Below are 26938 nucleotides of genomic sequence, written 5' to 3' on the forward strand. Positions count from 1 at the left end.
GGTCGCCCTCTCTGACGCAGTAGCTGACTATCCGTCAGATTAGCTGTAGCCTCAGCCGCTGTCAGCAGTCATGACGGTCTCGGAGGTGGCGGTGGCGGCGCTCAAGGACATGACAGCGATAGCCGGCATAGGGCAGACGCCCTTCGCGAAACAACTCCCGGAATCCGAGAAGACCTTGGCCTGCCGGGCCATCGTCGCGGCGCTCGACGACGCGGGCATCGCCGCCTCGGAGGTGGACGCCTTCGCCTCGTACACGATGGAGGAGACCGACGAGGTCGAGATCGCCAAGGCCATCGGTGCGGGCGATGTCACCTTCTTCAGCAAGGTGGGGTACGGAGGCGGGGGTTCGTGCGCGACGATCGCACATCTCGCCGCGGCCGTGGCGACCGGGCAGGCGAGTGTCGGTGTCGCCTGGCGGTCGCGGAAGCGGGGATCGGGGCCCCGGCCCTGGAAGAACACCACCGTGCAACTGCCCACCCCCGCCCAGTGGACCCGGCCGTACGGACTGCTGCGGCCGGCCGACGAGATCGGGATGCTGGCGCGGCGGTACATGCACGAGTACGGGGCGACCCGCGACCATCTCTTCAACGTCGCCCTCGCCTGCCGCAACCGCGCCAACCAGAACCCGGCCGCGGTGATGTACGAGCGGCCACTGACCCGCGACATGTATATGACCTCGCGCTGGATCAGCGAGCCGCTCTGCCTCTTCGACAACTGCCTGGAGACGGACGGCGCGCTGGCCTGCGTCATCGTCTCGGCGGAGCGGGCCCGCGACTGCCGGCAGAAGCCCGTCTACATCCACTCCGTCGCCCAGGGGCTGCCCGCCCAGCACCACGGCATGGTCAATTACTGGAACGACGACCCGCTCACCGGCCCCGCCTGGACGGCCGCCCGGCAGCTGTGGAAGCAGGCCGACTTCGGCCCCGACGACGTGGATGTCGCGCAGATCTATGACGCGTTCACCCCGCTCATTCCGCTCTCGCTGGAGGGTTACGGCTTCTGCGGGCGCGGCGAGGGCGCCGCGTTCACCGAGGGCGGGGCGCTGGAGAGCGGCGGGCGGCTGCCGATCAATACCGGCGGCGGCGGGCTCAGCGAGGCGTATGTGCATGGCTTCAACCTGATCAACGAGGGCGTGAAGCAGCTGCGCGGCGTCTCCACCGCCCAGGTCCCGGACGCCGGAACGTGCCTGGTCACCGCCGGGGAAGGTGTGCCCACCTCCGCCGTACTGCTGAGGAGTTGAGGAGCCGACATGGGTGCTGAAACGGATGCTCTGCTGATGCCGGTCGTGGACGAGGACGGCGCCCCCTTCTGGGAGTACGCGGCCCGCGGCGAACTCCGCGTCCAGGCGTGCGCCGCCCCGGAGTGCGGACGGCTCCGCTTCCCGCCCCGGCCGTGCTGCCCGCGCTGTCAGTCCTTCGCGAGCGAGTGGCGGCCGATGAGCGGACGCGGCCGCATCTGGTCGTACGTGCTGCCGCATCCGCCGCTGCTGCCCGCGTACGCCGCGCAGGCCCCGTACAACGCCGTCGTGGTCGAGCTGGCCGACGCCCCGGAGATCCGGCTGGTCGGGAACGTGGTGAGCGGTCCGGATGCCCCGCTGGACTCGGTCGATCCGGGGCGGCTGCGGATCGGGGCGCCGGTGCGGGCGGTGTTCTGCCCGTCCCGGTCCGGGGTGACGCTGGTGCGCTGGCTGCTGGAGAGGTGACCGGCGATGGCGCTGCGGACGGAGACGGACCAGGAGACCGGGGTCGCGCTCGTCACCCTCGACCGGCCCGAGAAGCACAATGCGATCGACCTGGCTACGGCCGTCGAACTGGCCGCCGCCTGGCGGGCGTTCCGCTTCGACGACGGGGTGCGGGCCGTCGTCGTCACCGGTGCGGGCGGCCGGGCCTTCTGTACGGGGATCGACCGGGGCGTGACGGTGCCGCAGCCCTCGTCCCCGTACACGATCGACGATCCGCTGATCGCGATCGGGCCGAAGGCGAACGACCTGTGGAAGCCGGTGATCGCGGCCGTGGAGGGGATGGCCTGCGGCGGGGCGTTCTATCTGCTGGGCGAGGCGGAGTTCGTCATCGCGTCCGAGGAGGCGACGTTCTTCGACCCGCACACCACGTACGGCATGGTCAGCGCGTACGAGGCGATCTCCATGGCGCAGCGGATGCCGTTCGGCGAGGTGGCCCGGATGTCCCTGATGGGTACGGCCGAACGGGTCACGGCCCGGCGGGCGTACGAGACCGGGCTGGTCAGTGAGGTGACGGCGGCCGGCGGCGCCGTGGCGGCGGCGCTGCGGGCGGCGGCGGTGATCGCCTCGTACCCGACGGATGGTGTCCAGGGGACGGTTCGGGCGGTGTGGTCCGCGAAGGAGGCGGCCAGGGCGCAGGCCATGGCGCACGCCCCGCACCTGATCGCGCTCGGGAACCTGGCACCGGAGCGGCAGGCCGAGTTGTTCCGGGGGCGGGGCGGCAGCGGCTTCCGGCTGCGCTGAGGTCAGTAACTCAGCTCGGCCTCCACCCGGCACGTCTTCACCTTGGAGACCTTGCGCGGGCTGTCCATCCGTACGGAGACGGTCTTCGTCTCGCCGCCCTCGGCCGCCACGCTCGCCTCCCCGCGGTCGATGGTGTTGCCCTGCGCGTCGAGGAAGGCCACGTCGACGTCGTACGTGTGTGAGCCGAGGGCCTCCGCCGTGAGCCTGACGGTGGAGGTGGTGACGGCCTTGCGCTTGCCCTTGCGGGGCTGGGCGCAGCGGACGACGTACGCCTGGGGCGCGTCCGAGGCGCTCGGGGCCGGCGTCTCGTAGCCGGCGTTGCCGGAGGAGCCGCTCGACGAGTCGTAGTCGTCGTTGTTGTTGTCGTAGTCGCTGCGGTGGTAGCCGCTGTTGCTCTTCTTGGAGTTGGAGCAGCCGCCCCCGCTGCCGCTCGACCCCTTGCTCTTGCCGCTTCGGCCGCCGTGGCTGGAGGTCGAGAAGCCGGTGAGTGCGAGTACCACCACGACCAGTACCGCGGAAAGCTTTATGTGCTGCCGCATCATCGATGCAGCCCCCCTTGAGTTGTTGTCCGTCTCTGCTGGTGTCGAGCTCTTCTGCTGCTGTCGGACTTCTGCCTGTGTCGAACGACCGCGCGACACCGTAGCGCAAGGATGCGGCGGTCAGAGGCCAGGCGTAGCGTCGGGGGCGGTAGCGGTACAGACCCGTGACGCCGGTCCGCGCACAGGCAGGAGGCCGATGGTGATCCGCAACGTCCTCGGCTCCTTCCTCGCTCTCCTGGGAGCGGCGGCCGCCGTGCTGAGCCCCTTCCGTCACTGGTACGACGGCCGTCTCGGGCGTCACTACCGGATCGACGAGCTGTTCACCGGTATCACCGGCAGCCGGCCCGGACCGCTGGGTTCGATCCTGCTCGTCTTCCTCTTCGCCGCTCTGCTGACGGTGGTCGGCGTCGTGCTGCGGTCGCGGCTGCTGGTGGCGGCCGCGGGTGCGGTGACGCTCGGGTTCACCGTGCTGTGGATGGTGCGCCAGGGGGAGGCGGTGGGCAGTCTGACGGTCTCGGGCGACGGTTCCGGGCTGCGGTGGGGAGTGGCGGACGCGACGGCGGGCGCGGTACTGATGCTGCTGGGCGCGTCGGTGATGTCGGGACGGCGCGGTGGCGGGCGGCGGCCTGTCGGCGGGGGTCATGACCAGCCGTACGCCGCGCCCGGTTCGGAGAACCCGGACACGTGGCCGCCGACGCAGGAGCCGGGGCCTTCGGTGCAGACGAGTCCGTTGCCGGAGCCCGAGCCGGACCTGTACACGGGGCCGCCTCCGGAGGGCCCGCGGACGAGGGGCCGGCCGGAGGACCAGGACACGGCGCCGCACCCCTCCCTGCCGGACGAGGGCCCTGACACTCACCGGCCCCCGCGCCCCTGAGGCGCACGACGCCCCGAGGCGCTATGCCCGGGCGCGGTTGCCCGTGCCGGTGCCCTTCAGCGCGTCCAGCGCGTACACGCAGCGGTCCTTGCTGCACGCGTACACGACACCGCCCCGGGCGACCGGCGAGCCCGTGATCTCGCCGCCCGTCGCGAGCTTCCAGCGGAGCTGGCCGCCCGCCGCGTCCAGGGTGTACAGGACGTGGTCGGCGGAGCCGAAGTGGACCCGGCCGTCGGCGACCACCGGGGCCCCCACCACCTCGCCGCCCGCCGCGAACCGCCACTTCGGGGTGCCGGTGACCGCGTCGAGCGTGTACAGGGCGCTGCCGCTGCCGACGTGGACGTTCCCGGCCGCCACCAGGACCGGTTCGATCGACTGCCGGGCCTCCGTTGCGATGCGCCAGCGGTCCTTGCCGGTCGCGGCGTCGAGCGCGTACACCGTGCCGAGGTAGTCGGCCAGGTACACACCGCCGCCGGTGACGGCGGGCCCCGGCGCGAACGCGGGCGGGGAGAGGAAGACCGCGGGCGACTCGAAGTGCCAGCGGACATGGCCGGACACCGTGTCGACGGCCAGGACCCGGGCCCCGGCGCTGACGTACACGAAGCCGTCCGCCGCCGAGGTCACCCGGACCGGCACTCCGCCGCAGGAGGTGGCGTCGCCGATGGGGTACGACCAGCGCTCGATGCCGGTACGGGCGTCGACCGCGCGCAGCCGGGCGTCCTGCCAGAGGTAGACCGTGCCGTCGTGGATCACGGGCCCGGCCTCCGGCGTCTCGAAGTCGGTCTGTACGCCGCCGCTCTCCCACAGCTTCTCGCCCGTGGACGCCTCCCAGGCCTGGACGCCCCCGCCCCGGGTGCCGGTGACGACGGTGCCGCGGTCGGCCTTGAGGGAGTACACCCAGGCGTCGGTCTGCAGCCGCCACCGTTCGGCGCCGGTCGCCGCGTCCAGGGCGTACAGGGACGGCCCGTCGGAGGCGTGGATACGGCCGCCCTCGACGGCCATCACCCAGGCCACGTCCCGGGTCTTGAACTGGCGCCGTCCGTTGCCGACGTCCAGGGCGTGCACCTCGAACGACGTGACGTAGAGGAGGTCCCCGGCGACGACGGGCGTCCCCCAGACGTCGTTGGACATCCGGAACCGCCAGGGCCGCCAGCGGTCCGGGTCCGGGGGCGCGGACTCGGGGGCGTGCGCGGGTCCGGGCAGGGGGGCGGGCGGGGCGGCGGGGGCCGCGCCGTTCACCCCGGCGGGCGGGCGCACCCAGCCGGTCGCGGGGCCGGCGTCCGCGGTGGCCGTGGCGGCGGCCCGGACGTCCTGGGCGCGCGGGCCGGGGCCGATCGGCACCTTCGCTCCGGGCAGCCGCACCGGACCGCCCCCGTCGGACAGCTGGGCCGCAGCGGCGGCCGGGGAGCGCAGGTCCGCGCCGCTGCGCCAGGCGGGGCCCCGGTCGGCGCCGGGCGGCTGCTGCTGCGGCGGCGGCACGGGGGCCGGGGCGGGCGCGGGCGCCGGAGAGGGAGCCGCGGCCTTGCGGCCGCCGCCGCGGCGCTGCTCGATCATCGCGGTCGCGGAGGTGGGCAGCCAGGCCGAGGCCGTACCGCTGTCGTCGCCGCCGGAGGCGAAGAGGTGCGGGGCGAGCTGGGCCTGCAGGTCGGCGGGGGTGGGCCGCAGCCCGGCGTCCATCTGCATGCAGGATTCGATCAGCGGCCGCAGTTCGTCGGGCAGGCCCTCCAGGTCGGGGCCCTCGCGCAGCAGCATGAAGACCGTCTCGACGGGGTTGGCGCCGTGGAACGGCGCATGGCCGGTGGCGGCGAAGACCAGCGTCGAGCCGAGCGAGAAGACATCGCTGGCGCCGGTGACGCTGCGCGAGTCCCGCGCCTGCTCGGGCGACATGTACGCGGGCGTGCCGACGGCGACGTTCGTCATGGTCAGCCGGGTGTTGGAGACCCCGGACGCGATCCCGAAGTCGATCACCCGCGGGCCGTCCTCGACGACGAGCACGTTCGACGGCTTCATGTCGCGGTGGACGAGGCCCGCACCGTGGATCGACTGGAGCGCCTCGGCGATACCGGCGGCCAGCCAGCGCACCGCCTGGACCGGCATGGGCCCGCACTCATTCACTATCTCCTCGAGCGACGGTGCGGGCACATAGGCGGTGGCCAGCCACGGCACGGCGGCCCTCGGATCGGCGTCCACCACCGCGGCCGTGTAGAAGCCGCTGACGGCCCGGGCGGCCTCCACCTCACGCGTGAAGCGGACCCGGAACAGCTGGTCCTCGGCGAGCTCCGTACGTACCGTCTTGATCGCCACCCGCCGGCCCGAAGCCGAGCGGGCGAGATAGACCAGCCCCATGCCACCGGCCCCGAGCCGTCCCAGCACCTCGAACGGGCCGATCCTTCTCGGGTCGTGCTGCGTCAGCTGCTCCACCACTTGCCCTGCCACCTCCCCGTACGGGCCTCAGGAACAGAAGCCCGCGAAAACCCGCCCTGTACGGCGTCTCACCACTGGGCACCACCCGGCGGTGCGCACCCCGATTGTTCCTGGCTGAGGCCCTGGTTGCGAACCCGGGGGCCGACCGGGGTGTCATAGCTCACTCTGCCCTCTTCCCGGACACAGGGGGCTGAAGTACGGCGAACACGGCACCCTGGTCGTCCTGGAGGACCGCCATCCGTCCGAACGGGATGTCGAAGGGCGGCGCGGAGATGCGGCCGCCGAGGCGTACGGCGTGTCCGGCGGTGGCGTTGCAGTCCGCGACGGCGAAGTAGCTCAGGAAGTAGCTGGGCATCTCGGCCGGGAAGGCGTCGGTGATGACGCTGCGCCCGCCGATCGCGGTGTCCGGTCCCGGTTCGGTGCCCGCCGGGGACCACATGCGGAAGTCGAGGCCGGGCTCGGAGGCGCCGGGCTCGGAGGCGCCGGGCTCGGAGGCGCCGGGCTCGGAGGCGCCGGGCTCGGGGGCGCGAGGTTCAGGGGTGCCTGGCTCGGAGGCGCGCGGCTCGGGGGCGCGGGGCTCGGAGGCGCGCGGCTCGGGGGCGCCGGGCTCGGAGGCGCCGGGCTCGGAGGCGCCCGAGGTGTCGAGGTCGGTGCCCTGGAAGCCGAAGACCTCCTCGTAGAAGGCGTCGACGCGGTCCTTCTCGCGGGTGTACACCTCGGTCCAGCAGAAGGAAACCGGTTCGTTCTGCTTCTGGAAGCCTTCGCGTTCACCGGCCTGCCAGAGCCCGAAGACCGCTCCGCCGGGGTCGGCCGCCTGGGCGAGCACTCCGGCCCGGCCGGCCCGCACGGGGTCGGTGATCACCTGGCCGCCGGCCTCCCTGATCCGGGCGACGGTCGCGACGATGTCGTCGGTGGCGAAGTAGACGCCCCACGCGGTGGGCATCCGGCCGTCCTGCTTGGCGGCGAGTGCGGCGACGAGCTTCCCGTCGCTGAAGGCGTCCGCGTACGGGCCGTCGCCGGCCCGGAAGGTCCAGCCGAACAGCTCGCCGTAGAAGCGCTTGCCCGCTTCGAGGTCGGGGAGCTGCACATCCACCCAGCACGGCGCGGATTGCGCGAATGCGGCCATGGGCCCGGGTCCTTCCGTCACGGTCGTACGCGGCGAGTGACGCTCGTCACGGCAAACGTAACCGGCGGCGGCACGCACCGCGCCCCGACCCATCCACATCGAACTGATTTTCGACAGGGGACTTCCTTGCTCACGGCGTCACGGAAAGTTATCCACGGAAGTTATCCACAGGCTGTTGATAAGACTTATCGCCCCGTGGGGCGCATGCGTCGATATCCGGCCACTCCCCCCACCCCGTCTGCGGCGCTCCCCATTTGCAGTCGGCCGAATCGCGCTCCGACCCCCCCTCGGTAAGCTGACGGCATGACAGGACAAGTACGCACCGTCGACGGCCGCGTGGCCGGTCGACGCGGACAGGCGACGCGGCAGAAGCTGCTCGACTGCCTCAGCGAGATGCTCAGTTCCTCGCCGTACCGGGACGTCAAAGTCATCGACGTGGCCCGGAAGGCGGGGACTTCACCCGCGACGTTCTACCAATACTTCCCCGACGTCGAGGGCGCCGTCCTCGAAATCGCCGAAGAAATGGCCAAGGAGGGTGCCGGGTTGACCGAACTGGTCGCAGGCCGCTCCTGGGTCGGCAAGGGCGGCTGGCAGACCGCCGAAGAACTCGTCGAGGGATTCCTCGACTTCTGGCGACATCACGACGCGATCCTGCGCGTGGTCGACCTCGGAGCGGCCGAGGGCGACAAACGGTTCTACAAGATCCGCATGAAGATCCTGAACTCGGTCACCAACTCCCTCACTGATTCGGTGAAGGAGCTCCAGGCCAAGGGCAAGGTCGACAAGGACGTGAGCGCCGCCGCGATGGCGGGCTCGCTGGTCGCGATGCTGGCCGCGGTCGCCTCGCACCAGAAGGGCTTCACGACCTGGGGCGTCAAGCAGGCCGAACTCAAGCCGAATCTCGCACTGTTGGTGCATCTGGGCATCACCGGCAGGAAGCCTACGAAGTAGCGCCGCGTCGGGCCCCTTCCCCGTACTGGGCACCGCGCGGTGATTCCGGGCGCCCCAGGTCCTGTCTCTCCGACGGCGGACCACGCAGGTGGTCCGCCGTCGGCGCACCCGGACCGTTCCGGTGATCGCCCCAACGGCCGCTCCCGCACACGGTGTTCGCGCACCGATTCCGAGCCGTCGAGTCCGGCGCACCGATTCCGCCTCCGGCCGCGTAAGGCCCCGTCCGGCCGCCTCGGGCCGCTGCGTCCGGCCGTCTCAGGTCGTGGCACCGTCCCGCCGTTCCAGCCTGAAGAGCCTGATCTCCCGCTCGACCCGCGCCTGGTATGCCGCGTACGGCGGCCAGAACTTCAGCGCCGTCTGCCACACCGCCTCCCGTTCGGCACCCTTCAGCAGCGTGGCGCGCACCGGAATGTCCCGGCCCTTCCAGTTGACGACGGCCGCGTCGGGACCGGCCAGCAGATTCGCGGTCCAGGCCGGGTGCCCCGTACGGCCGAAGTTGCTGCCGACCAGGATCCAGCTCTGCTCCGCCCCGTTGCCCCGTCCGGGCTCCGGCCCTCGCTCCGGCATGCAGGCCAGCGGAGTGGTCCTGAGCTGCCCGCTCCTCGCGCCCGGCACCGTCAGGATCAGTCCCGGCAGCATCCGGGCGCTGAGCAGCACCTTGCCGCGCGTGAGCCGGTGCACCGTACGGTCCATGGCGGGCACGACATGCGGGGCGATCCTCGCGAACGTGCGGGTCGAGGAGACCTTCTGGATCAGCCGGACGCCGGGCGCCATCAGACCGCCACCTGCCCGGCCGGGCCCGGGGTGACCGGTTTCGGGGCGGCCGGTTCCGGGGCGGCGAAGAGCCCGGCCCGCTGCGCCGCATGGTCGCGGAGCCGGTGGACGGGACCGAAGAGCAGTTCATCGGCGGCGGCCCGCTTGACGTACAGATGTGCCTCGTGTTCCCAGGTGAAGCCGTTCCCGCCGGGCAGCTGGACGGCCTCGGCGGTGGTGATCCGCAGCGTCTCCAGGGCCTGGGCGAGAGCGAGCCCCCCGGCCGTGGCCGGGTCCCAGGCCGCGTAGTACGCGGCGGAACGGGCCGCCTGCACCCGTACGTACAGATCCGCGAGACGGTGCTTCACGGCCTGGAAGGAGCCGAGCGCCCGGCCGAACTGTTCGCGCGCCTCGACGTATTCGACGGTCCGCTCCAGTGCGCCCGCCGCCGCCCCCACCGCCTCCGCCGCGAGCACGGCGGCGGCCCCGTGTCCGACTGCCGCGAGGGCGCCGGTCACGTCCGCGGTGTCGTCCGCGCCGAGCAGCTCGGCCTCGGTGTCGCGGAGTTCCACGCGGGCCAGCGGGCGGGTCTCGTCCAACGAGGTCCGGCGGGTGCGGACGACTCCGGCCGCCGTGTCCGGGCGGACCAGGAAGAGGAGCGTACGGCTGCGCGGGAAGCCGCCGGCATGGGCCGCGACCAGGAGGAGCCCCGCGCTGTGCCCGTCGAGGACCTGGTCGGCCTCCCCGTACAGCCGCCAGCCCGCCCCGCCGCCGACCGGCCTCGCCTGGACGCCGCCCGCCCGGCCGCCACCCGCCCAGGCGCCGCCGGTCGGGTCACCGGTGAGGCCGAGCGCGGTGCCGAGCGAGCCGCCGGGGACGGCCGGCGTCGCGGTCAGTTCCCCGGCGGCGATGCGCGGCAGCAGGGCGGCGCGCTGGGCCCCGGTGCCGAGCGCGGCGATCAGGGGCGCGGCGAGCGCGGCGGTGGCGATCAGGGGTGACGGCAGCAGCGCGCGGCCGGTCTCCTCGCAGGCGACGGCGAGGTCGGCGAGGCCGCGGCCGACGCCCCCGTACTCCTGGGGGAGGGCGAGTCCGGGCAGCCCGAGGTCCTGGGCGAGCTGCCGCCACAGGGCCGCGTCGTACCCGTCGGCGGTCCGCGCGGCGCTCGGGACGTCGTCGGGTCCGCCGTGTTCGGCGAGCAGTTCGCGCAGGGCGCGGCGGATCTCGTCCTGTTCCGCGGTGAAGGCGGCATCCATCGTCGGGCTCCTTCTCCTCAGGGGCGTTCGGCCTCTGATCTGACGGTCCGTCATGCTAGGGGTGAATCTCCGAGATGCCCAGAGCCACGCACGTCGGCAGCCCACCCGGCACCCCGCCCCGCGCCCCACTCCGAGGCCCACTCGGCGGTCCGCTCGGCACTTATCTGATGTACCGTCAGATTCATGCCTTCTTCCCACCGCAAGGTCGCTGTCGTCGGCATATCCCTCGCCGACTGCGGACGCGTCGACGAGGCCACGCCGTATGCCCTGCACGCCCAGGCCGCCCGCCGGGCCCTGGCCGATTCGGGGCTGGACCGGTCCGTCGTCGACGGTTTCGCCTCCGCCGGGCTCGGCACGCTCGCTCCGGTCGAGGTCGCCGAGTATCTGGGGCTGAGACCCACCTGGGTGGATTCCACCGCGGTCGGCGGCTCGACCTGGGAGGTGATGGCGGCCCATGCGGCGGACGCCGTCGCCGCCGGGCACGCCAATGCCGTACTGCTGGTGTACGGGTCGACGGCCCGGGCGGACATCAAGGCGGGCCGCCGGACGTCCAACCTCTCCTTCGGGGCGCGCGGCCCGCTCCAGTTCGAGGTGCCGTACGGGCACTCGTTGATCGCCAAGTACGCGATGGCCGCCCGCCGCCATATGCACGAGTACGGGACGACACTGGAGCAGCTCGCCGAGGTGGCGGTCCAGGCGCGGGCGAACGCGGCGGCCAACCCGGACGCGATGTTCCGTGATGCGATCACCGTGGACGACGTGCTGTCGGGGCCGGTGATCGCGGACCCGTTCACCAAGCTGCACTGCTGCATCCGCAGCGACGGCGGCTGCGCGGTGCTGCTGGCCGCCGAGGAGTACGTGCCGGACACGGCGAAGGAACCGGTGTGGATCCTCGGTGCCGGTGAGCACGTCTCGCACTCCACGATGTCCGAGTGGGACGACTTCACGGTCTCCCCCGCGGCGGTCTCCGGCCGGCTGGCGTTCGACCGGGCCGGGGTGCGGCCGGGCGACATCGACCTCGCCGAGATCTACGACGCGTTCACCTATATGACGCTGGTGACGCTGGAGGACCTCGGTTTCTGCGCGAAGGGCGAGGGCGGCGCGTTCGTGGAGAAGGGCCGGACCGGCCTGACGGGCGAGCTGCCGGTCAACACGGACGGCGGCGGCCTGTCCGCCTGCCATCCCGGGATGCGCGGGCTGTTCCTGCTGGTGGAGGCGGTACGGCAGCTGCGCGGCGAGGCGGGCGATCGCCAGGTGCGCAGGGCCGGCGGCCGGCTGCCGGAGCTGGCGGTGGCGTCGGGGACGGGCGGCTGGTTCTGCTCGTCGGGCACGGTGGTGCTGGGACGGGGGTGAGGTCCCGGGCGGGACCCCATGCGCTGCAATGGGGCCATGAGCGACGTACAGAAAACCAACGCGCAGAATCCCAAAGCGCAGAAGACCGACGCACCGAAGTCCGGCGCGCGGCAGAGCGACGCGCGGCAGAGCGACGCGCGGCAGAGCGACGCGCGGCAGAGCTTCCTGGACCTGCTCCACGCCCAGCGCGTCTGGGACGTGGAGCTTCCCGCGTTCGACCCGGCCGGCGCACCCCCCGCCCCGCTCCCCCTCTTCCACGCCTGGTTCGCCGAGGCGGTGGCCGCCGGGCAGGCCGAGCCGCACACGATGTCGCTGGCCACCGTCGACGCCGCCGGCCGGCCCGACGTGCGGACGCTGATGCTGCACGACGCGGACGAGCGCGGCTGGCACTTCGCCACGCACCGCACCAGCACGAAGGGCCGCCAGCTCGCCGACCACCCGTACGCCGCGCTCGGCTTCTACTGGCCGGTACAGGGCCGGCAGGTACGGGTACGGGGGCCGGTCACCGAGACGAGCCGGGCGGAGAGCCTGGCCGACCTGCACGCCCGCTCGACCGGGGCGCTCGCATCGGCGCTGACCGGCTCACAGAGCGAGGTGCTCGGCTCACAGGCGGAACTGACCCGGGCCGCCGACGCCGCCTGGGAGCGGGCGCAGGCCGAGCCGGACGCCGAGGTCGCGAGCTGGACGCGGTACGTGGTCGAGCCGCGGGAGGTCGAGTTCTTCCAGGGCGACGCGCGGCGCAGGCACGTACGGCTGCGCTACCGCCGGGAAGGCACGGACTGGATGCGCGAACTGCTCTGGCCGTAGGGAGGGCAGCCACCACAGAATCCTGATATCGGCCGTCCCGCTCTGTCTTATTCGGTTTCAACAGTGAAGGGGCACTATGGGAGACAGGCGGAGACAGGTCCCGATGAGGGCTGGAGGCACCGATGAGCCGAACCCGTTCCCGTTACGCCGCGGACCGCGGTCTGACCACGCGCATGGTGACCACCATGTTCCTGATCGGCCTGCTGTACGTGGTCCTGGTCGGCGTGCTGCTCGCGGTGCTGCGCGGCGCCTGGCCGATCATTCTGATCTTCACCGGCGCACTCTTCATCGCACAGTTCTGGTTCAGCGACCGCATCGCGGCCTTCAGCATGGGCGCCCGGGAAGTGACCCCCGAGGAGGCGCCGGAACTGCACGGCACCGTCGACCGGATCTGCGCGCTGGCCGACATGCCCAAGCCAAGGGTGGCGATCGCCCAGAGCGATGTCCCGAACGCCTTCGCCACCGGCCGGAGCGAGAAGACCGCCCTCGTCTGCGCCACCACCGGTCTGCTCCGCAGACTGAAACCGGAGGAGCTGGAGGGCGTGCTCGCGCACGAGATGTCGCACGTCGCGCACCGCGACGTGGCCGTCATGACGATCGCCTCGTTCCTCGGTGTGCTCGCCGGGATCATCACCCGCGTCGCCCTGTGGGGCGGCCTCTCCCGCAGCAGCCGGAGCAACGACCCCGTCGGCATCGTGGTCATGCTGATCCCGCTGATCAGCGCGGTCGTGTACGCCCTGAGCTTCCTGCTCACCCGGCTGCTCTCGCGTTACCGCGAGCTCTCCGCCGACCGCGCCGCCGCCCTGCTCACCGGCCGCCCCTCGGCGCTCGCCTCCGCCCTCACGAAGGTGAGCGGTCAGATGGCGCGCATCCCGACCGAGGACCTGCGCAAGGCGGAGCCGTACAACGCCTTCTACTTCGTCCCCGCGTTCTCCTCCAAGGAGAGCCTGAGCCGGCTGCTCTCCTCCCACCCGACTCTCGAACAGCGTCTCGACCAGCTGGCCCGCATCTCCGCCGACCTCGACCGCCCCTGAGGAGCGTCCATGGGTCTTCTCGACACCATCCTGGGCCGCAGCAAACCGGTCCGCCCCGACCTCGACCAGCTCTTCGCGGTGCCCTCGGCCGCCCTCACCCTCCAGGCGGGCGCCGGGTTCGAGCCCACCGGTCTCGGCTCGGTCTGCTTCGCCGGCGCCGAAGGCGGCACCTTCGCCCGCATCCAGCAGGACGTACGCGAGCTGCTCGACGCCGACACGGACCGGGGTGGCATCCCGGTGGAATTCAGCCAGGACACGTACGGCTACACCTGGCTGCTCGCACGTCAGCCGGCCGAGGACACCGCTTCCCTGGTCAACGACCTGCACGCGGTCAACACCCTGCTCCAGGACGGTGGCTTCGGGCCGCAGCTGCTCTGCTCCCTGATCGGCTTCCGGGACGCGCGGGACCGTCCGCTGGCCCTGGTCTACCTCTACAAGCGCGGCACGTTCTATCCGTTCGCGCCGGTGCCTGGCGGTGCCGAGAAGCGGGACAACCAGCTGGAGTTGCAGGTCAGGGCGGTGCTCGGGGACGACCTGCGGATGGAGAAGGACCTGGCCCGGTGGTTCCCGGTATGGGGGGCGCCGGGGCTGTGACGCGGGGAGGGCCGATGACAGGGGCCCGGCGTCGCACCCGCCCGTATCATCGTTTCCATGACTGCTGAGCCCTCCCGTTCCGCCGACCGTATGCGCGCTTCGGATGCCGATCGCGAGGCGGTGGTCGAGCAGTTGCGGGAGGCGGCGGCCGAGGGCCGCATCGACATGGACGAGCTGGACACCCGGCTCGGGCTGGCGCTGTCCGCCAAGACCTACGCCGAACTGGCACCCCTCACCGAGGATCTGGTCCCCATCGAGGTGGCGACGGGTGAGCCGCTGGTCCTCAAGGGCGGCATGCACGGCGTGACGCGCTCGGGCGTCTGGAAGGTCCCCCCGGTGATACGCGCCCAGGGCGGCATCGGCGGCGTCCGGATCGACTTCACCCGCGCCGAGTGCCGACTGCGCGAGATCGCGCTGGAAGTGCGCGGAGAGATGGCCGGGGTGAAGATCGTGATCCCGGAGGGCTGGACCGTGCACACCGACAACCTGGATCACGGCCTCGGCGGCCTGAAGGACAGGACCATGGACAAGAGAACGCCCGGCGCCCCGCTCCTCCGGCTGACGGGCTCCTGCGGCATGGGCGGTGTGGTCGTCCGCCACCCGAACTTCCGCGAACGCCGCAAGCTGCGCAGCATCGAGTCCTGAGTCGCACCGACTCGCGCCGGGCCCAGCTTCTCAAGCCGTCGTCCTTCGAGCATACGAACGCGGATCAACTGAGTACGCCTACCTACTCCTTGCCGGGTGATCGCACCCATCCGCCGCGCTCCGCCGTCGGCATACCGTCCCCGTATGCCCGAGGAGACCGTACCCACCGACACCACCCCCGCCCCGACCGGGTCCAGGTCCCCCTCTTCCGTCCTCGGGGCCCTCGGATGTGGCTGCGCCGCGCTCGTCGTCGTACTCGTTCTCGTTCTGGTCGTCCCGCTCGCAGGGGGCTCATCGGGGTCGACGGACTTTCCCCGCGTCACGCCCGAGGACATGGCCGGCCGCGCCTTCCAGCGTTCCCAGGAGGCGTACGACGTCGCGGGGTTCACGCGCACCGTGGAACCAGGCGTCAAGGACATCGGCGTCAGCACGGAGAACACGTTCAGCTCCGACTTCTGCTACGACGGTGGCCTGCTGGGGCTGGAGGACAAGACCGTCGACGGCGCCTACCGGATGAGCCACAGCTGGGCGCTGGACCACGTGCCCGCGAGCCGGGCCGTCTCCGGCCTCCGCCGGCTGCACCAGCACCTCAAGGACAACGGCTGGGAGGTCACGTCCTACCGTGAGGGCGCGAAGGGCAAGGACTGGGACCTGTTCGTCCAGCGGGACGACGGGGCCGAGCGGATGTCCTTCGCCTGGTACCCGGACCGGGAGTACTTCACCGGCGGCGCCACCGTGCCCTGCGCCTACAACCCCGGATGGGAGAGCGGCGACGTCGGCCCCGCCGGGGACCACCAGAGGCCACCCACCCTCGGGCCGGCACAGCGGAACTAGGGCGCGTTCGCGCGTTCGCGCGTTCGCGCGTTCGCGCGTTCCAGAAGTGGATCTCGATGTGCTGGTCGCAGTCATCAACGAGTGGCTGCGACCAGCACGTGCAAAACGCACTCAGCAGCCTCAGGAACCTCAGCGGTCTCCGGGGTGGAAGACCGGAACGGCCTCTTCCCCCTCCTCCCGCCGGAAGACCACCCGCAGCGCCATACCGATGGCGAGGCCGGATTCCTCACATCCCACGATCTCCGTCATCATCCGCGGCCCCTCGGCCAGGTCGACCACGGCGGCGACGTACGGGACCCGGGCGCCGAACGGCGGCAGGTCGTTGCGGTGGACGACGGACCAGGTGTAGAGCGTGGCGTCTCCGCTCGCCCGCTCCCAGGTGACGTCCTCGCTCCAGCAGTGCGGGCAGAACTCGCGCGGGTAGTGGTGTGCGCGCCCGCATGCGCGGCAGCGGCGCAGCAGCAACTGCCCCTGGGCGGCGGCGTCCCAGTAGGGGCGGGTGAAGGCATCGGGCTCGGGGAGGTCGAAACGTAACGCTGCCGTGGTCACAGGAAGAGTCCGATCGCTTCGTCGAGGGACCAGGTCTGCCAGGACATCGCGAACAAGGCGACGAGCGAGATGAGCGCCATCATCGCGTTCTGCCCCTGCTCGGCCCAGTCGTGGATCATCAGCACGAGATAGAGAAGGTTGAGGAGGAGTCCCGCGGCCAGCGCGACGGGGGTGAGGAATCCGGCGATCAGGCCGAGGCCCAGGGCAAGTTCGGCGTACACGACGAGGTAGGCCATGGCCTTGGGACGCGGGGCGACGATCCGCCGGAAGCCCGTGTGTACGGCCGCCCACCGGTGCCTGCCCGCGACGTCGGCGGCCCAGGCGATGCCCGTACCGCGCTCGAACCACCCCTTCTTGTCCTTGTGCCGCCAGCTCTCCAGCCACCACAGGCCGAGGCCTATCCGGAGGACGGCGAGCCACTCGGCGCCACCGAGCCAGATCGTCTGCATGGGTCTCCCGCTCACTGGAACCAGAATCTGACGGTACGTCAGTTCACCTGATGGCGAGGGCTGCCGCAAGAGGCGTGCGCAATCAACTGGCCGGCCGAGGCGCTCAGGAGCGCGCACCAGTGATCAATTCGCAATCGATTCCCCTCTTGACCGAGACCCATCAAGCACGTGCGCGATTACGCTCCGAACCATGCCCGACAGCGCACTGACCGCCGGTGGCACCGCCCCGGCCCCCACCGACCTCACCGAGGACCGGCCCGTATACGTCATCGGCGCCGGCCCGGGCGGTCTCGCCGCCGCCGCGGCCCTGCGTGAGCGGGGGGTACGAGCGGTCGTGCTGGAGAGGTCCGAGAACGTGGGGGCGTCCTGGCGCCGCCACTACGACCGGCTCCACCTCCACACGACCCGGCGCCGGTCCGCGCTGCCGGGGCTCGCGATGCCGCGCCGGTTCGGACGCTGGGTGGCCAGGGACGATGTGGTGCGCTATCTGGAGAAGTACGTCGAGCACCACGAGCTGGAAGTGGTGACGGGCGTCGAGGTGTCCCGGATCGACCGGGCCCCGGACGGCGCCGGCTGGCAGCTGACCGCGACCGGTGGCCGGATGCTGACCGGCCGGGCCGTCGTCGTCGCCACCGGCTACAACCACACCCCGCGCATCCCCGACTGGTCCGGGCGCGACACCTTCACCGGCGACCTCGTGCACGCCTCCGAATACCGCAATCCGGGCCCGTACGCGGGCCGGGACGTCCTCGTCGTCGGCATCGGCAACACGGGTGCGGAGATCGCCGTCGACCTGGTGGAGGGCGGGGCGTCCCGGGTACGGATCGCCGTGCGCACCGTGCCGCACATCGTGCGCCGCTCGACCGCCGGCTGGCCCGCCCAGGCGACCGGCATCCTGGTACGCAGGCTGCCGGTCCGTCTCGTCGACCGGGCCGGGGGGCTGATGGCCCGGATCGCCGTGCCCGACCTCGCCGCACAGGGGCTCCCGCGCCCCGACACCGGCCTGTACTCACGGGTCAGGGACGGCGCCATCCCGGTGCAGGACGTGGGACTGATCGACGCGGTGAAGGACGGCCGGGTGGTACCGGTGGCAGCCGTCGAGTCGTTCGACGAGGACGCGGTGGTGCTGGCCGACGGGGGCCGGATCACCCCGGACGCGGTCATCGCGGCGACGGGCTACCACCGGGCCCTGGAGAGCCTGGTCGGCCACCTCGGCGTCCTGGACGCCCGGGGCCGGCCGGTGGCGCACGGCGCCCGCACCCCCCAAGAAGGCCCCCGGCCTGTACTTCACCGGGTTCACCAACCCGATCAGCGGCATGTTCCGCGAACTGGCCCTGGACGCACGGAAGATCGCCAAGAGGCTGGCGCACCCGCGCTGAGACCGCCCGGTACGGGGCGTTCCCAGGGCCACCCCCGCAAGGGAGGTCGGCCGGACCGTCCCGCACTCCCCGCCGCGACGGTCCGTCAAGGGCCCTCACCCTCGTGGCGCCCTTGACGCTCTCCTCCCTCGAGGGAGGGGATTCTCACGGCCCGCGCCGTGATCCTTCCTGATGGCCGCGGAGGTAATCCGATGACTGAGAACGACTTCTGGGAGTGCCCGCCGGAGCAGTGCGTCGCGCAGCACGGGGAGTTCAGGCTCACCCTCATCGAGCGGCCCTTCCCCACCGGCGGAGGGGTTCTGCCCGCTCATGACCCGGCACGGGCGCGAGAGTTCGCCACCGCCTTGGGCACCATCGACACGGTGGTGGAGGAGGTTGACCGGATCGAGGCGACCGAGCGGCTTCCCTTCGCCACCCGCGCGGACCTCGACCGGGTCAGTGTCGGGTGCTGGGGAACGGTGACCGAGATCAACGATCCCGCCCTGGTGTTCACCGGGGGGACCTTCCCTCTCGCGGAGCAGGCGGACGAGCTGGCCGAGCGCTTCCCCGGAGCGGTCGTCATCGGCTCGGCGACGATCGACTACAACGTGACCTACGGCACCCACGTGATCTACCACCCGGACGGGGCACGCCTGTTCGCCGCGGGGTGGAGCGGCAAGGAGGACTGGGACCGCCAAGGCACTCCGCAAGACGTCATCGATGCCTTCGGCATCGGCCCCGATGCCCTGGAACGGAAGGACATCGACCTCGACGCCCGCCCCGGGGCCTTCCCCTGGGAGGGCCTGACGAGGCTCGCCCTCCAGCGCGTCACCCCGCTGCTCCGCAAGGGCCGCACCCTGTCCGTGTTCCGCGTCCGGCACACCGAAGAGGCCACGGGCGACCTGGAAGACACCTGGATCGGCGAGTTCGACGAGTTCGACGAGTTCTGACTGTATCGATCCGAAAATACCCGCGAGCTGGCGGGGACATACCGACTCGACCCGGAGCCCCAACCGGCTCACCCCCCTGGCGTGGACAACACGCGTGCGGCGTTCCGCTGCCGCGGCACAGCGTTTCGGCGCGCCCGGAATCCGTCGCGAGGACGCCCAGGCACACCCGGAGGCCGTCGCCCAGAACTGGCAGTGCTTCGGCGCCCCGCCCTGCTGCTCTGTTACATCGACTGCGAAATGGGCTCGGCCCAGTGGGGCGATATCGGCATGCATCTCCATCTCCAGACCGTGATGCTGCCGCTCCGCGCCGAAGGCCTGTACAGCTGCAGCATCTCCAGACCGTGATGCTGCCGCTCCGCGCCGAAGGCCTGTACAGCTGCCCGCAGATGGCGTGGTCCCACGTCCGATCCTCGGACCAGCTTTTGCCTGCACACCCATTCCTGACGGGCCGTCAGTTCAGTAACCTGACAGAGTGTCAGGTTCAGGCTGGCCGGGCACGATCACCCGACGGACTTCGAGCAGGAGTGGGCGGAACGATGCTTGGATCGACTCACGGCACCCTCACCACCGACTTCCGCGCCAGGGTGGTGGCCTGCGGCGAAGAGCCGTATGCCATCGTCCACAGCATGGCGGCCGCCGCCGCGGAGGGCGATCTCGATGTCAGCGGCCGCCCGCTGCACGCGCCCGTGCCGGATCTGGACCGGTTCTTCCGGCCCGAGTCCGTGGCCGTCATCGGCGCGTCCGACACCGAGGGACGGCCCAACACCGGGATCACCCGGCAGCTGATCGGCTGGGCCGAGCGGGTCGGGGCGCGACTGCATCCGGTGCATCCCAGCCGGAAGTCCGTGTTCGGGCGGGCTTGTTCTCCTTCCGTCGCGGACCTGCCGGAGCAGGTCGATCTGGCGGTGCTGCTGGTCGGCGATCCGCTCCCGGTGATCGAGGAGCTCGCGCAGGCCAAGGTGAAGTTCGCCGTCGCCTTCGCCTCCGGGTTCGCCGAGACCGGCGAGGAGGGCGCCGCCGCCCAGGCGCGGCTGGCCGCGGCGGTGGAGCGGTCCGGGCTGCGGCTGCTCGGGCCGAACACCAACCTCAACGCCTTCGAGGAGTTCCGGGACGATCTGGACGGGCCGGCGATCGCGCTGATCAGCCAGTCCGGCCATCAGGGGCGCCCCGTCTACACCCTTCAGGAGCTGGGTGTGCGGCTCTCGCACTGGGCGCCCACGGGCAACGAGGCGGATCTGGAGACCGCCGACTTCATCTCGTACTTCTCGCAGCGCCCCGAGGTCGGGGCCATCGCCTGCTACGTGGAGGGGCTCAAGGACGGGCGCTCCTTTCTCCTTGCCGCCGACCGGGCGGCGCGGGCCGGGGTTCCGGTGGTGGCGGTCAAGGTGGGGCGTACGGAGGCGGGGGCCAGGACGGCCGCGTCACACACCGGCAAGCTGACCGGCGCCGACCAGGTGGTGGACGCGGCGATGCGGCAGTTCGGCGTGATCCGGGTGGACGGGCTCGACGAACTCCAGGACACCGCGGCCCTGCTGGCCCGGGCGCGGAAGCCGCTGGCCGACGGCGTCGTCGTGTATTCGATCTCGGGCGGCACGGGCGCGCACTTCTCGGACCTGGCGACCGGCGCGGGGCTGAGGCTTCCCGCTCTGTCCGAGGAGAAGCAGCGCGAGCTGCACGAGTGGATCCCCGGCTATCTGAGCGTGGCGAACCCGGTCGACAACGGCGGCCATCCGGTCGGCGACTGGCGCGGCCGGAAGATCATCGACGCGATCCTCGCCGACCCCGCCGTCGGGGTGCTGATCTGCCCGATCACCGGCCCCTTCCCCCCGATGAGCGACAAACTCGCGCAGGACCTGGTGGACGCGGCCAAGACCACGGACAAGCTGGTGTGCGTGGTGTGGGGCTCGCCGGTCGGTACGGAGGACGCGTACCGTACGACGCTGCTCGGCTCGTCCCGCGTCGCCACCTTCCGTACCTTCGGCAATTGCATCACCGCCGTGAAGGCCTATCTGGACCACCACCGCTTCGTCGCCTCGTACCGCTCGCCCTTCGACGAGGCGCCGCGCACGCCGTCGCCCTCGTTCCGCAAGGCGCAGGCACTGATGCGCCCCGGCCAACAGCTGAGCGAGCACGCGGCGAAGCAGCTGCTGCGGGCGTACGGAATCCGCGTTCCGCGCGAGCAGCTGGTGACGAGCGCGGCGGCGGCCGTCCGGGCCGCTGGGCAGGTCGGCTACCCCGTCGTCATGAAGGCCTCGGGCGCCCGGCTCGCCCACAAGACCGAGCTGGGCCTGGTCAAGGTCGGGCTCACCTCCGCCAGCCAGGTGCGGGACACGTACCGCGAACTGACCGACATCGCACGGTACGAGGGCGTCGAGCTGGACGGGATCCTGGTCTGCCAGATGGTCGAGCGGGGCGTCGAGATGATGGTCGGTGTCACGCAGGACGCGCTGTTCGGGCCGACGGTGACGGTCGGGCTCGGTGGCGTACTGGTCGAGGTGCTGCACGATGCGGCGGTACGGGTGCCGCCGTTCGGCGAGGACCAGGCGCGGTCGATGCTCGGCGAACTGCGCGGCCGGGCCCTGCTGGAGGGCGTACGCGGCGGTCCGCCGGTGGATGTGGACGCGCTCGTCGAGGTCGTGCTGCGGGTGCAGCGGATGGCCCTGGAACTGGGCGACGACCTCGCCGAACTCGACATCAACCCACTGATGGTGCTCGGGCGGGGGCAGGGCGCGGTGGCGCTGGACGCGCTCGCCGTCTGCCGCTGACCGGCCCCGCCGATTTCCCGGCCACCTACCCAGGAGCTGCCTCATGCCGTCCTCCCCCGAAGACACCGCCGACCCGTCCGGGTCGCCTGAATCATTGATACTCCACGCCACTGACAACGGCGTCTCCCGGATCACGCTCAACCGCCCCGAAGCGATGAACGCCCTCACCTGGGACCAGCGGGAACGCGTCATCGCCCTGCTCGCCGAGGCCTCCGCCGACCCGGCGGCCCGGGCCGTCGTCCTCACCGCCACCGGCCGCGGCTTCTGCGCGGGCGCCGACCTGCGCGGGGCCCCCGCGACCGGTGACCGGGTGCCGGGGGATGTGGCCCGTACGATCCGGCTCGGCGCACAACGTCTGATCGCCGCGGTCCTGGACTGCGAGAAGCCGGTGATCGCGGCCGTCAACGGCACGGCGGCCGGCATCGGCGCCCACCTCGCGTTCGCCTGTGATCTGGTGCTGGCCGCCGAGTCGGCGAAGTTCATCGAGGTGTTCGTGCGCCGCGGGCTCGTACCGGACGGCGGCGGCGCGTACCTGCTGCCGCGCCTGATCGGCCCGCAGCGCACCAAGGAGCTGATGTTCTTCGGCGACTCGCTCCCGGCGAAGGAGGCGGAGCGTCTGGGTCTGGTCAACCGGGTGGTCCCGGACGAGGAACTCACGGCGAGGGCCCGCGCGTGGGCCCAGCGCCTGGCCGACGGCCCGACCCGCGCGATCGCCCTCACCAAGCAGCTGGTGAACGCATCACTGGACTCCGACCGGGCGACGGCGTTCGCGGCCGAGGCGATGGCCCAGGAAATCAATATGACGACGCACGACGCCAACGAGGGCGTGGCGAGCTTCGTTGAACGGCGTACGCCGAAGTACCGGGGACTGTGAGCGGCCCCGGACGCCCTCCGGCGTCCCTCCGACCTTGAACACACCTTCAGAATGATCAAGCAGACACTGGGCTGGACCCGCCCGAAACTCCGCACCCCACAGGCAGCCGACCGCTGGACCTGGCTGATCGACGCCGCGCCGAAACCCGACCGGCCCGGCCCTGGCAGGCCGATCGGCTCGAAGAACCGGCGACCCGCCACCCGCTACGACGTAGGCAGAACAGCCGGACGACCCGATTCCATCACCGAACGCGACCAGGCCGGACCATAAAGAACAAGCTGAGTGCCTGTGTCACAGCTCCTGATTCGTGACGTTGCGTGATGTCGGCGTACACGTGAACGTGCGTCATAACGTCACGCACGTCTCATCCGACGTGACACGCACCGAACTCGGTGGACAGAGGGTGCCTGGTGGTCTCGCGGCGTGGCCCCGCTTGACCTTGACACAGTGACAAGGTCTTCACTGTGTCAAGGAGGTGGTCCCGATGACCATGCCGAAACAGGACACGGATACGATTCGAGCTCTCCAGGGGCTGGAGGACAGCCGCTCGTCAGTGCGGCTGCGGGCAGCCCTGGCGGTCGGCACGACCCCTGACCCGCGGTTCATCGACAAACTCATCGAACGATGCGCGATCGAACCCGAGTTCTACGTGCGCGAAATGCTTACGTGGGCACTCACCCGCCACTCAGCATCAATGACGGTCCCAGAGCTTCTTGATGAAGTCCGCTCGGAGCGTGCGCAGGCACGAAGCCAGGCGTTGCACACGCTGTCCAAGATCGGGGATCGGCAAGCGTGGCCGGCGATCACACGGGCGCTTCTGTCCGACGCCGACGATGAGGTGGCGCGGAGCGCCTGGCGGGCAGCGGTCGTGCTCGTGCCCGAGGGTGAAGAGCCCGAGCTGGCCGCAGTGTTGTCGGCACAGCTCGGACGCGGCGAACGTGAGACGCAGCTGAGTCTCAGCCGGGCGCTGATCGCGCTCGGTGAGGTGATTCTGCCAACTCTGCGCGCTGCGATGACGGATCTCGACCCTCGCGTGCGGGCGCACGCGATCGCCACGGAACGGCTGTTGCGCGACCCGGATGCCGGATTCGAGTTCACGATCGAGGAGGCGAAGCGCGTCGTAGCCCTCGGCACGACCAGCCAGGAGGGGGGATAGGCAGTGTTGATCGGTGATGTGGCACGACGGTCCGGGGTCAGCGCCCGCATGCTCAGGCATTACGACTCGCTCGGCCTGGTGCGGCCAACGGGTCGTACCGACGCCGGCTATCGCGAGTACTCCAGCGAGGACATCCGACGGATCTTCCATATCGAGAGCCTGCGGTCATTGGGGCTGTCGCTGCGTGAAGTCGGGCGCGCGCTCGACGATCAGGGCTTCACGCCCTCGGAGCTCGTCGACGACCTCATCCGCGAGACGCGAGAACGCATTGCGGGTGAGACGGAGTTGCTCACGCGACTCCGTCGGATCGGTGCCGCGGAACCCGCCGGCTGGGAGGACGTCCTCCAGATCGTTGCACTCCTCCAGGCGCTGGGGTCAAAGAGCGCTGGGACGCGCCAGCGCGCGGCCTTGTCCTCGATCGAAGAGGTTCCGGTGCCCGTGGAAGCACTGGTCGAGGCAGTGCTGAGCGAGACGGACCCGAACGTCGCCGGGGCCCTTCGATGGGCTTTGGCGCAATCGGGTGATGGCGCATCGGCGCTGCTGGCGGAGGGCCTCGGCTCACCAGTGGCCGAGGTGCGGAAACGTGCCGTCCAGTCCATCGCCGAGATTCCGAACGGTGAGGCGACCGCACTGCTGCAGGACGCCCTCACGAACCCCGACATCGTGGTCCGCAGGTATGCAGCTCTGGCGCTCGGGGCACGTGGAGTAGCCGACGCGGTCCCGACGCTCCTCGGTATGGTCGTCGAGGAGACGAACGACGTCGATGCAGCCGATGCACTGAGCGCGCTGGCGAGTCGTCCCGCGTTGGCGGATCAGATCGCTACCGGGCTCGTTGATTGCCTCGCCCACGGCACCGTTGAATCGTCTGCACGTCGACGGCTGGCACAGGCACTCGCGGATATCCCGGGAATCACAGCGTCACGTGCCCTCGCAGATCTGTCACATGACGAAGACCGTGCCGTTGCGCTTACTGCGGCATACATTCTCGGGATACGCAACGCACGATAACGAATCTTTCCTGGGGTGCTGTGTGCGCGGGGCCCAGTTGTTGCCGGCCACCGCCGACAGGGCCACGGCATCGCCGAGGACCCCTGCTGTACCGCCGGCCACAGGGACAGCCGGCTCAGCGACCGAGATCGATCTCAGCGCTACTTCCGGTACCTCAATTACTCGCACCCGAAAAGGCCCATGAGTTCACGCGAACTGTAGGGGTTTTGGGACGAACTCATTGGTCTTCAGCCTTGTCCGGCGGCTCTGGCCCTCGGGTTCACGGGAACCGACGGCCGGTCTTGCTCTGCGGCTGTGTCCGGGATCTCCCGGCAGCGGGATGCCTCGGTGCAGCGGATGCGGTCGACGATCAGCTCGCTCCTCGGGGAGAATCGGCCGCCATGTGGAAGAACAGAGCCATGGTGCTCACCCTGCTGATGTCAAATGTCGTCCTGCTGACGCTCCTGGTCGCTACGAACATGCCGTCCGAGGGTGATGTTGCGATAGGCAAGGCCGCCCCCCGAGATGCGACTGTCAACCTTCCTGAACTCAAGGGTGGGGCAATCCTGGCCGCGGATCAGTGGCCGGACGCGTGCTCGTTCGTGAACCAGGAGGAGATCAAGGCGATCTTCCCTGGCGCCAAGGACATCGAACGGGAGAGCCTTCCGATCAGCGCTTTGTCGATCAAGGACTTCGCTGCGGACTCCTCGTGGAAGGAGAGTGACAGGTCCAAGTCCGGCCAGTGCCTCTACAGCATGCGCCTTCCGGGCGAGACCTACGCCGCTACCCAGTTCTGGTTCCGCATCGAGGCCGTGGCCGACCCCAAGTTGATTGTCAGCTACGGAGATCGCGTCGTGTCCGGAACCAATACCAACCAGGGTGCAAAGGGCGCTGATCACTGCGTCATCACCGGTATTTACGAGGGCAGTTGGAACTGCCGCAAAGGTCCGCTGCTGTTCACCGTGGGCGGGCAGAGCAGCGTGACCTTCAAGGGCGTGTCGGCCCCAGCACCTTTCGTCTGGCGGGACGATGTGCTCCCTGAGTTCGTCCGGACCATCGCCGCGAAGATCAAATAGCTTCCCCAGGAGCGGCAGAAACTACGTTCATCTGCGCGGGCCCGGTGTCGCCGAGCACAAGACCAGTCACCTCTGCGCGGCGATCAGCGGTCGGTCCCCGGACGAGGTCGACGGCTGCCGGTCCCGCCCGGCCATCGCCCCGCGCAGGAGGCGTCAACCCCGCCGGGCCGGGTAGCGGGCGGCCTGCCGGCGCCTGATGCTGCGAGGGCCTCTTGCGACTGCCAGTGCCGCCGGCCCGAGCCTCCTCGCCTTCGCTCAGACCGCAGGCCGGTCGGGCGAGATGAGAAAGCTTCAAGAATCCAGAAGATCCGTCACCGGACGGAAGGGCACCCGACGGAGGAAGAAGCCCCTGGCCACAGGGGCAAGCTCTCAGCAGACCTCAGAGGAACGTGCGGGATGTCGCACAGCCCTCTGGCGCCCCCCTGCCCTCTCGCTACGCCCTACCGCCAAAGAGGTGCCGGTGCGCTCCTCCTCGTCGGGCTGCGGCTACCCCACTGCGAAGACGTCCTCGACGGTTGCGGCAGTGGGGGCGCGCAGGAGCCAGCGGCTCAGGGTGTCAAGGTCCGTGCAGCCTGTGATGCGTTCGCGGGCCTCGTCGGGTACGTCGATACCGGCTTGAGCAAGGAACAGCAGGATGCCCCGCGCGAGACCTTCCGTACGACCTTCCGCGCGGCCCTCTGCGCGGCCCTCTGCGCGGCCTTCGTCCCGGATTTCTTCCGAGAGGGGTGACTTGTAGAAAGAAAGGTCCACGGCCACCAGGTTCCTCCACTGTTGTGCGGCCGGGACCCATCGGTTCGTATGGGCCATCGGCGGGTCCCGGCCGCAGTCCACCTACTTCTCGGTGAAGACGTCCTCGACCGATGTGGCAGTGGGAGCACGCAGGAGCCAGCGGCTCAGAGCGTCAAGGTCGGTGCAGCCCGTGATGCGTTCGCGGGCCTCGTCGGGTACATCGATACCGGCCTGAGCAAGGAACAGCAGGATGCCCCGCGCGAGACCTTCCGTACGACCTTCTGCGCGGCCCTCTGCGCGGCCTTCGTCCCGGATTTCTTCCGAGAGGGGTGACTTGTAGAAAGAAAGGTCCACGGCCACCAGGTTCCTCCACTGT

General features: G+C 70.8%; 25 protein-coding genes and 3 pseudogenes. 19 read left to right on the forward strand and 9 right to left on the reverse strand.

Annotated features, from left to right (window positions below; translation table 11 throughout):
- Positions 1–91 precede the first annotated feature (91 nt).
- From ACFVV1_RS26955 to ACFVV1_RS26965, 3 genes are read left to right on the forward strand one after another with little or no spacing between them, the layout of a single operon-like run.
- Positions 92–1240: a lipid-transfer protein gene (locus tag ACFVV1_RS26955; protein ID WP_389994245.1), complete on the forward strand. Its 1149-nt coding sequence runs from the start codon at positions 92–94 to the stop codon at positions 1238–1240.
- A gap of 9 nt (positions 1241–1249) precedes the next feature.
- Positions 1250–1702, forward strand: coding sequence for a Zn-ribbon domain-containing OB-fold protein (locus ACFVV1_RS26960; RefSeq protein WP_389994009.1), 453 nt, complete (start codon positions 1250–1252; stop codon positions 1700–1702).
- 6 nt (positions 1703–1708) lie between these two features.
- Entirely contained in the window at positions 1709–2482 is a 774-nt protein-coding gene (locus tag ACFVV1_RS26965) for an enoyl-CoA hydratase/isomerase family protein (protein WP_389994012.1), read from the forward strand.
- Positions 2483–2484: 2 nt separating this feature from the next.
- On the opposite strand, the gene ACFVV1_RS26970 is transcribed toward ACFVV1_RS26965, so the two are convergent.
- Positions 2485–3024: a hypothetical protein gene (locus ACFVV1_RS26970; RefSeq protein ID WP_389994015.1), complete on the reverse strand. Its 540-nt coding sequence runs from the start codon at positions 3022–3024 to the stop codon at positions 2485–2487.
- Between the two features lie 196 nt (positions 3025–3220).
- Here ACFVV1_RS26970 and ACFVV1_RS26975 point away from each other — a divergent pair, with 196 nt between their 5' ends.
- Complete coding sequence (locus tag ACFVV1_RS26975) at positions 3221–3895, forward strand: hypothetical protein (protein WP_389994247.1); 675 nt, start codon at positions 3221–3223, stop codon at positions 3893–3895.
- A gap of 21 nt (positions 3896–3916) precedes the next feature.
- On the opposite strand, the gene ACFVV1_RS26980 is transcribed toward ACFVV1_RS26975, so the two are convergent.
- Both ACFVV1_RS26980 and ACFVV1_RS26985 read right to left on the reverse strand, forming a co-directional pair.
- Complete coding sequence (locus ACFVV1_RS26980; RefSeq protein WP_389994018.1) at positions 3917–6319, reverse strand: PQQ-binding-like beta-propeller repeat protein; 2403 nt, start codon at positions 6317–6319, stop codon at positions 3917–3919.
- A gap of 160 nt (positions 6320–6479) precedes the next feature.
- On the reverse strand, positions 6480–7445 hold the full coding sequence (locus ACFVV1_RS26985) for a VOC family protein (protein ID WP_389994020.1): 966 nt from the start codon (positions 7443–7445) through the stop codon (positions 6480–6482).
- A gap of 303 nt (positions 7446–7748) precedes the next feature.
- On the opposite strand from ACFVV1_RS26985, the gene ACFVV1_RS26990 reads away from it, so the two are divergent.
- Entirely contained in the window at positions 7749–8396 is a 648-nt protein-coding gene (locus ACFVV1_RS26990) for a TetR family transcriptional regulator (protein ID WP_389994023.1), read from the forward strand.
- Between the two features lie 255 nt (positions 8397–8651).
- Here the strand turns inward: ACFVV1_RS26990 and ACFVV1_RS26995 are convergent, their stop codons facing one another.
- Together ACFVV1_RS26995 and ACFVV1_RS27000 are read right to left on the reverse strand one after the other, a co-directional pair.
- On the reverse strand, positions 8652–9170 hold the full coding sequence (locus ACFVV1_RS26995; protein WP_389994026.1) for a nitroreductase family deazaflavin-dependent oxidoreductase: 519 nt from the start codon (positions 9168–9170) through the stop codon (positions 8652–8654).
- On the reverse strand, positions 9170–10402 hold the full coding sequence (locus tag ACFVV1_RS27000) for an acyl-CoA dehydrogenase family protein (RefSeq protein ID WP_389994029.1): 1233 nt from the start codon (positions 10400–10402) through the stop codon (positions 9170–9172). Before ACFVV1_RS27000 ends, ACFVV1_RS26995 begins: the two co-directional genes overlap by 1 nt.
- 183 nt (positions 10403–10585) lie before the next feature.
- Between ACFVV1_RS27000 and ACFVV1_RS27005 the strand changes: the two genes are divergently transcribed.
- From ACFVV1_RS27005 to ACFVV1_RS27030, 6 genes are all read left to right on the forward strand, one after another.
- Positions 10586–11755: an acetyl-CoA acetyltransferase gene (locus ACFVV1_RS27005; protein WP_389994031.1), complete on the forward strand. Its 1170-nt coding sequence runs from the start codon at positions 10586–10588 to the stop codon at positions 11753–11755.
- Positions 11756–11791: 36 nt separating this feature from the next.
- Positions 11792–12562 carry a pyridoxal 5'-phosphate synthase gene (locus ACFVV1_RS27010; protein ID WP_389994034.1) on the forward strand — a complete coding sequence of 257 codons (771 nt, stop codon included), beginning with the start codon at positions 11792–11794 and terminating at the stop codon, positions 12560–12562.
- 122 nt (positions 12563–12684) lie between these two features.
- The gene (gene htpX, locus ACFVV1_RS27015; RefSeq protein WP_389994037.1) at positions 12685–13596 is read left to right on the forward strand and encodes a zinc metalloprotease HtpX; all 912 of its coding nucleotides are present in this window, start codon (positions 12685–12687) and stop codon (positions 13594–13596) included.
- 9 nt (positions 13597–13605) lie between these two features.
- Entirely contained in the window at positions 13606–14190 is a 585-nt protein-coding gene (locus tag ACFVV1_RS27020; RefSeq protein WP_389994040.1) for a hypothetical protein, read from the forward strand.
- A 57-nt stretch (positions 14191–14247) separates the two neighbouring features.
- The gene (locus tag ACFVV1_RS27025; protein ID WP_389994042.1) at positions 14248–14835 is read left to right on the forward strand and encodes a DUF1707 domain-containing protein; all 588 of its coding nucleotides are present in this window, start codon (positions 14248–14250) and stop codon (positions 14833–14835) included.
- Between the two features lie 144 nt (positions 14836–14979).
- Positions 14980–15669, forward strand: a complete 690-nt coding sequence (locus tag ACFVV1_RS27030; RefSeq protein WP_389994044.1) for a hypothetical protein — start codon at positions 14980–14982, stop codon at positions 15667–15669.
- Between the two features lie 129 nt (positions 15670–15798).
- Here the strand turns inward: ACFVV1_RS27030 and ACFVV1_RS27035 are convergent, their stop codons facing one another.
- Together ACFVV1_RS27035 and ACFVV1_RS27040 are read right to left on the reverse strand one after the other, a co-directional pair.
- On the reverse strand, positions 15799–16218 hold the full coding sequence (locus ACFVV1_RS27035) for a Zn-ribbon domain-containing OB-fold protein (protein WP_389994047.1): 420 nt from the start codon (positions 16216–16218) through the stop codon (positions 15799–15801).
- Positions 16215–16667 carry a DoxX family protein gene (locus tag ACFVV1_RS27040; RefSeq protein WP_389994050.1) on the reverse strand — a complete coding sequence of 151 codons (453 nt, stop codon included), beginning with the start codon at positions 16665–16667 and terminating at the stop codon, positions 16215–16217. The genes ACFVV1_RS27035 and ACFVV1_RS27040 overlap by 4 nt, the downstream gene beginning before the upstream one ends.
- A gap of 190 nt (positions 16668–16857) precedes the next feature.
- On the opposite strand from ACFVV1_RS27040, the pseudogene ACFVV1_RS27045 reads away from it, so the two are divergent.
- The 8 genes and pseudogenes from ACFVV1_RS27045 (at position 16858) to ACFVV1_RS27080 (ending at position 25833) form a co-directional block, all read left to right on the forward strand.
- A pseudogene (locus ACFVV1_RS27045) lies at positions 16858–18046 on the forward strand (flavin-containing monooxygenase).
- A gap of 191 nt (positions 18047–18237) precedes the next feature.
- The gene (locus ACFVV1_RS27050) at positions 18238–18975 is read left to right on the forward strand and encodes a DUF6333 family protein (protein WP_389994053.1); all 738 of its coding nucleotides are present in this window, start codon (positions 18238–18240) and stop codon (positions 18973–18975) included.
- A 536-nt stretch (positions 18976–19511) separates the two neighbouring features.
- Positions 19512–21740, forward strand: coding sequence for an acetate--CoA ligase family protein (locus ACFVV1_RS27055; protein WP_389994055.1), 2229 nt, complete (start codon positions 19512–19514; stop codon positions 21738–21740).
- Between the two features lie 43 nt (positions 21741–21783).
- The gene (locus ACFVV1_RS27060; RefSeq protein WP_389994058.1) at positions 21784–22614 is read left to right on the forward strand and encodes an enoyl-CoA hydratase/isomerase family protein; all 831 of its coding nucleotides are present in this window, start codon (positions 21784–21786) and stop codon (positions 22612–22614) included.
- A 21-nt stretch (positions 22615–22635) separates the two neighbouring features.
- Positions 22636–22884 (forward strand): annotated as a pseudogene (locus tag ACFVV1_RS27065) (transposase); the annotation flags it as partial.
- A 214-nt stretch (positions 22885–23098) separates the two neighbouring features.
- Complete coding sequence (locus tag ACFVV1_RS27070) at positions 23099–23770, forward strand: HEAT repeat domain-containing protein (RefSeq protein WP_389994061.1); 672 nt, start codon at positions 23099–23101, stop codon at positions 23768–23770.
- Positions 23771–23773: 3 nt separating this feature from the next.
- Positions 23774–24778, forward strand: a complete 1005-nt coding sequence (locus tag ACFVV1_RS27075; RefSeq protein WP_389994064.1) for a HEAT repeat domain-containing protein — start codon at positions 23774–23776, stop codon at positions 24776–24778.
- A 398-nt stretch (positions 24779–25176) separates the two neighbouring features.
- A complete protein-coding gene (locus tag ACFVV1_RS27080; protein ID WP_389994067.1) occupies positions 25177–25833 on the forward strand; it encodes a hypothetical protein in 657 nt (218 codons plus the stop codon).
- 486 nt (positions 25834–26319) lie between these two features.
- On the opposite strand, the gene ACFVV1_RS27085 is transcribed toward ACFVV1_RS27080, so the two are convergent.
- Together ACFVV1_RS27085 and ACFVV1_RS27090 are read right to left on the reverse strand one after the other, a co-directional pair.
- A complete protein-coding gene (locus ACFVV1_RS27085) occupies positions 26320–26589 on the reverse strand; it encodes a hypothetical protein (RefSeq protein WP_389994070.1) in 270 nt (89 codons plus the stop codon).
- A 75-nt stretch (positions 26590–26664) separates the two neighbouring features.
- Positions 26665–26938 (reverse strand): annotated as a pseudogene (locus ACFVV1_RS27090) (hypothetical protein); the annotation flags it as partial.

Origin of the sequence: Streptomyces sp. NPDC058092 (genome assembly GCF_042884935.1) — a bacterium.
Lineage (GTDB): Bacteria > Actinomycetota > Actinomycetes > Streptomycetales > Streptomycetaceae > Streptomyces.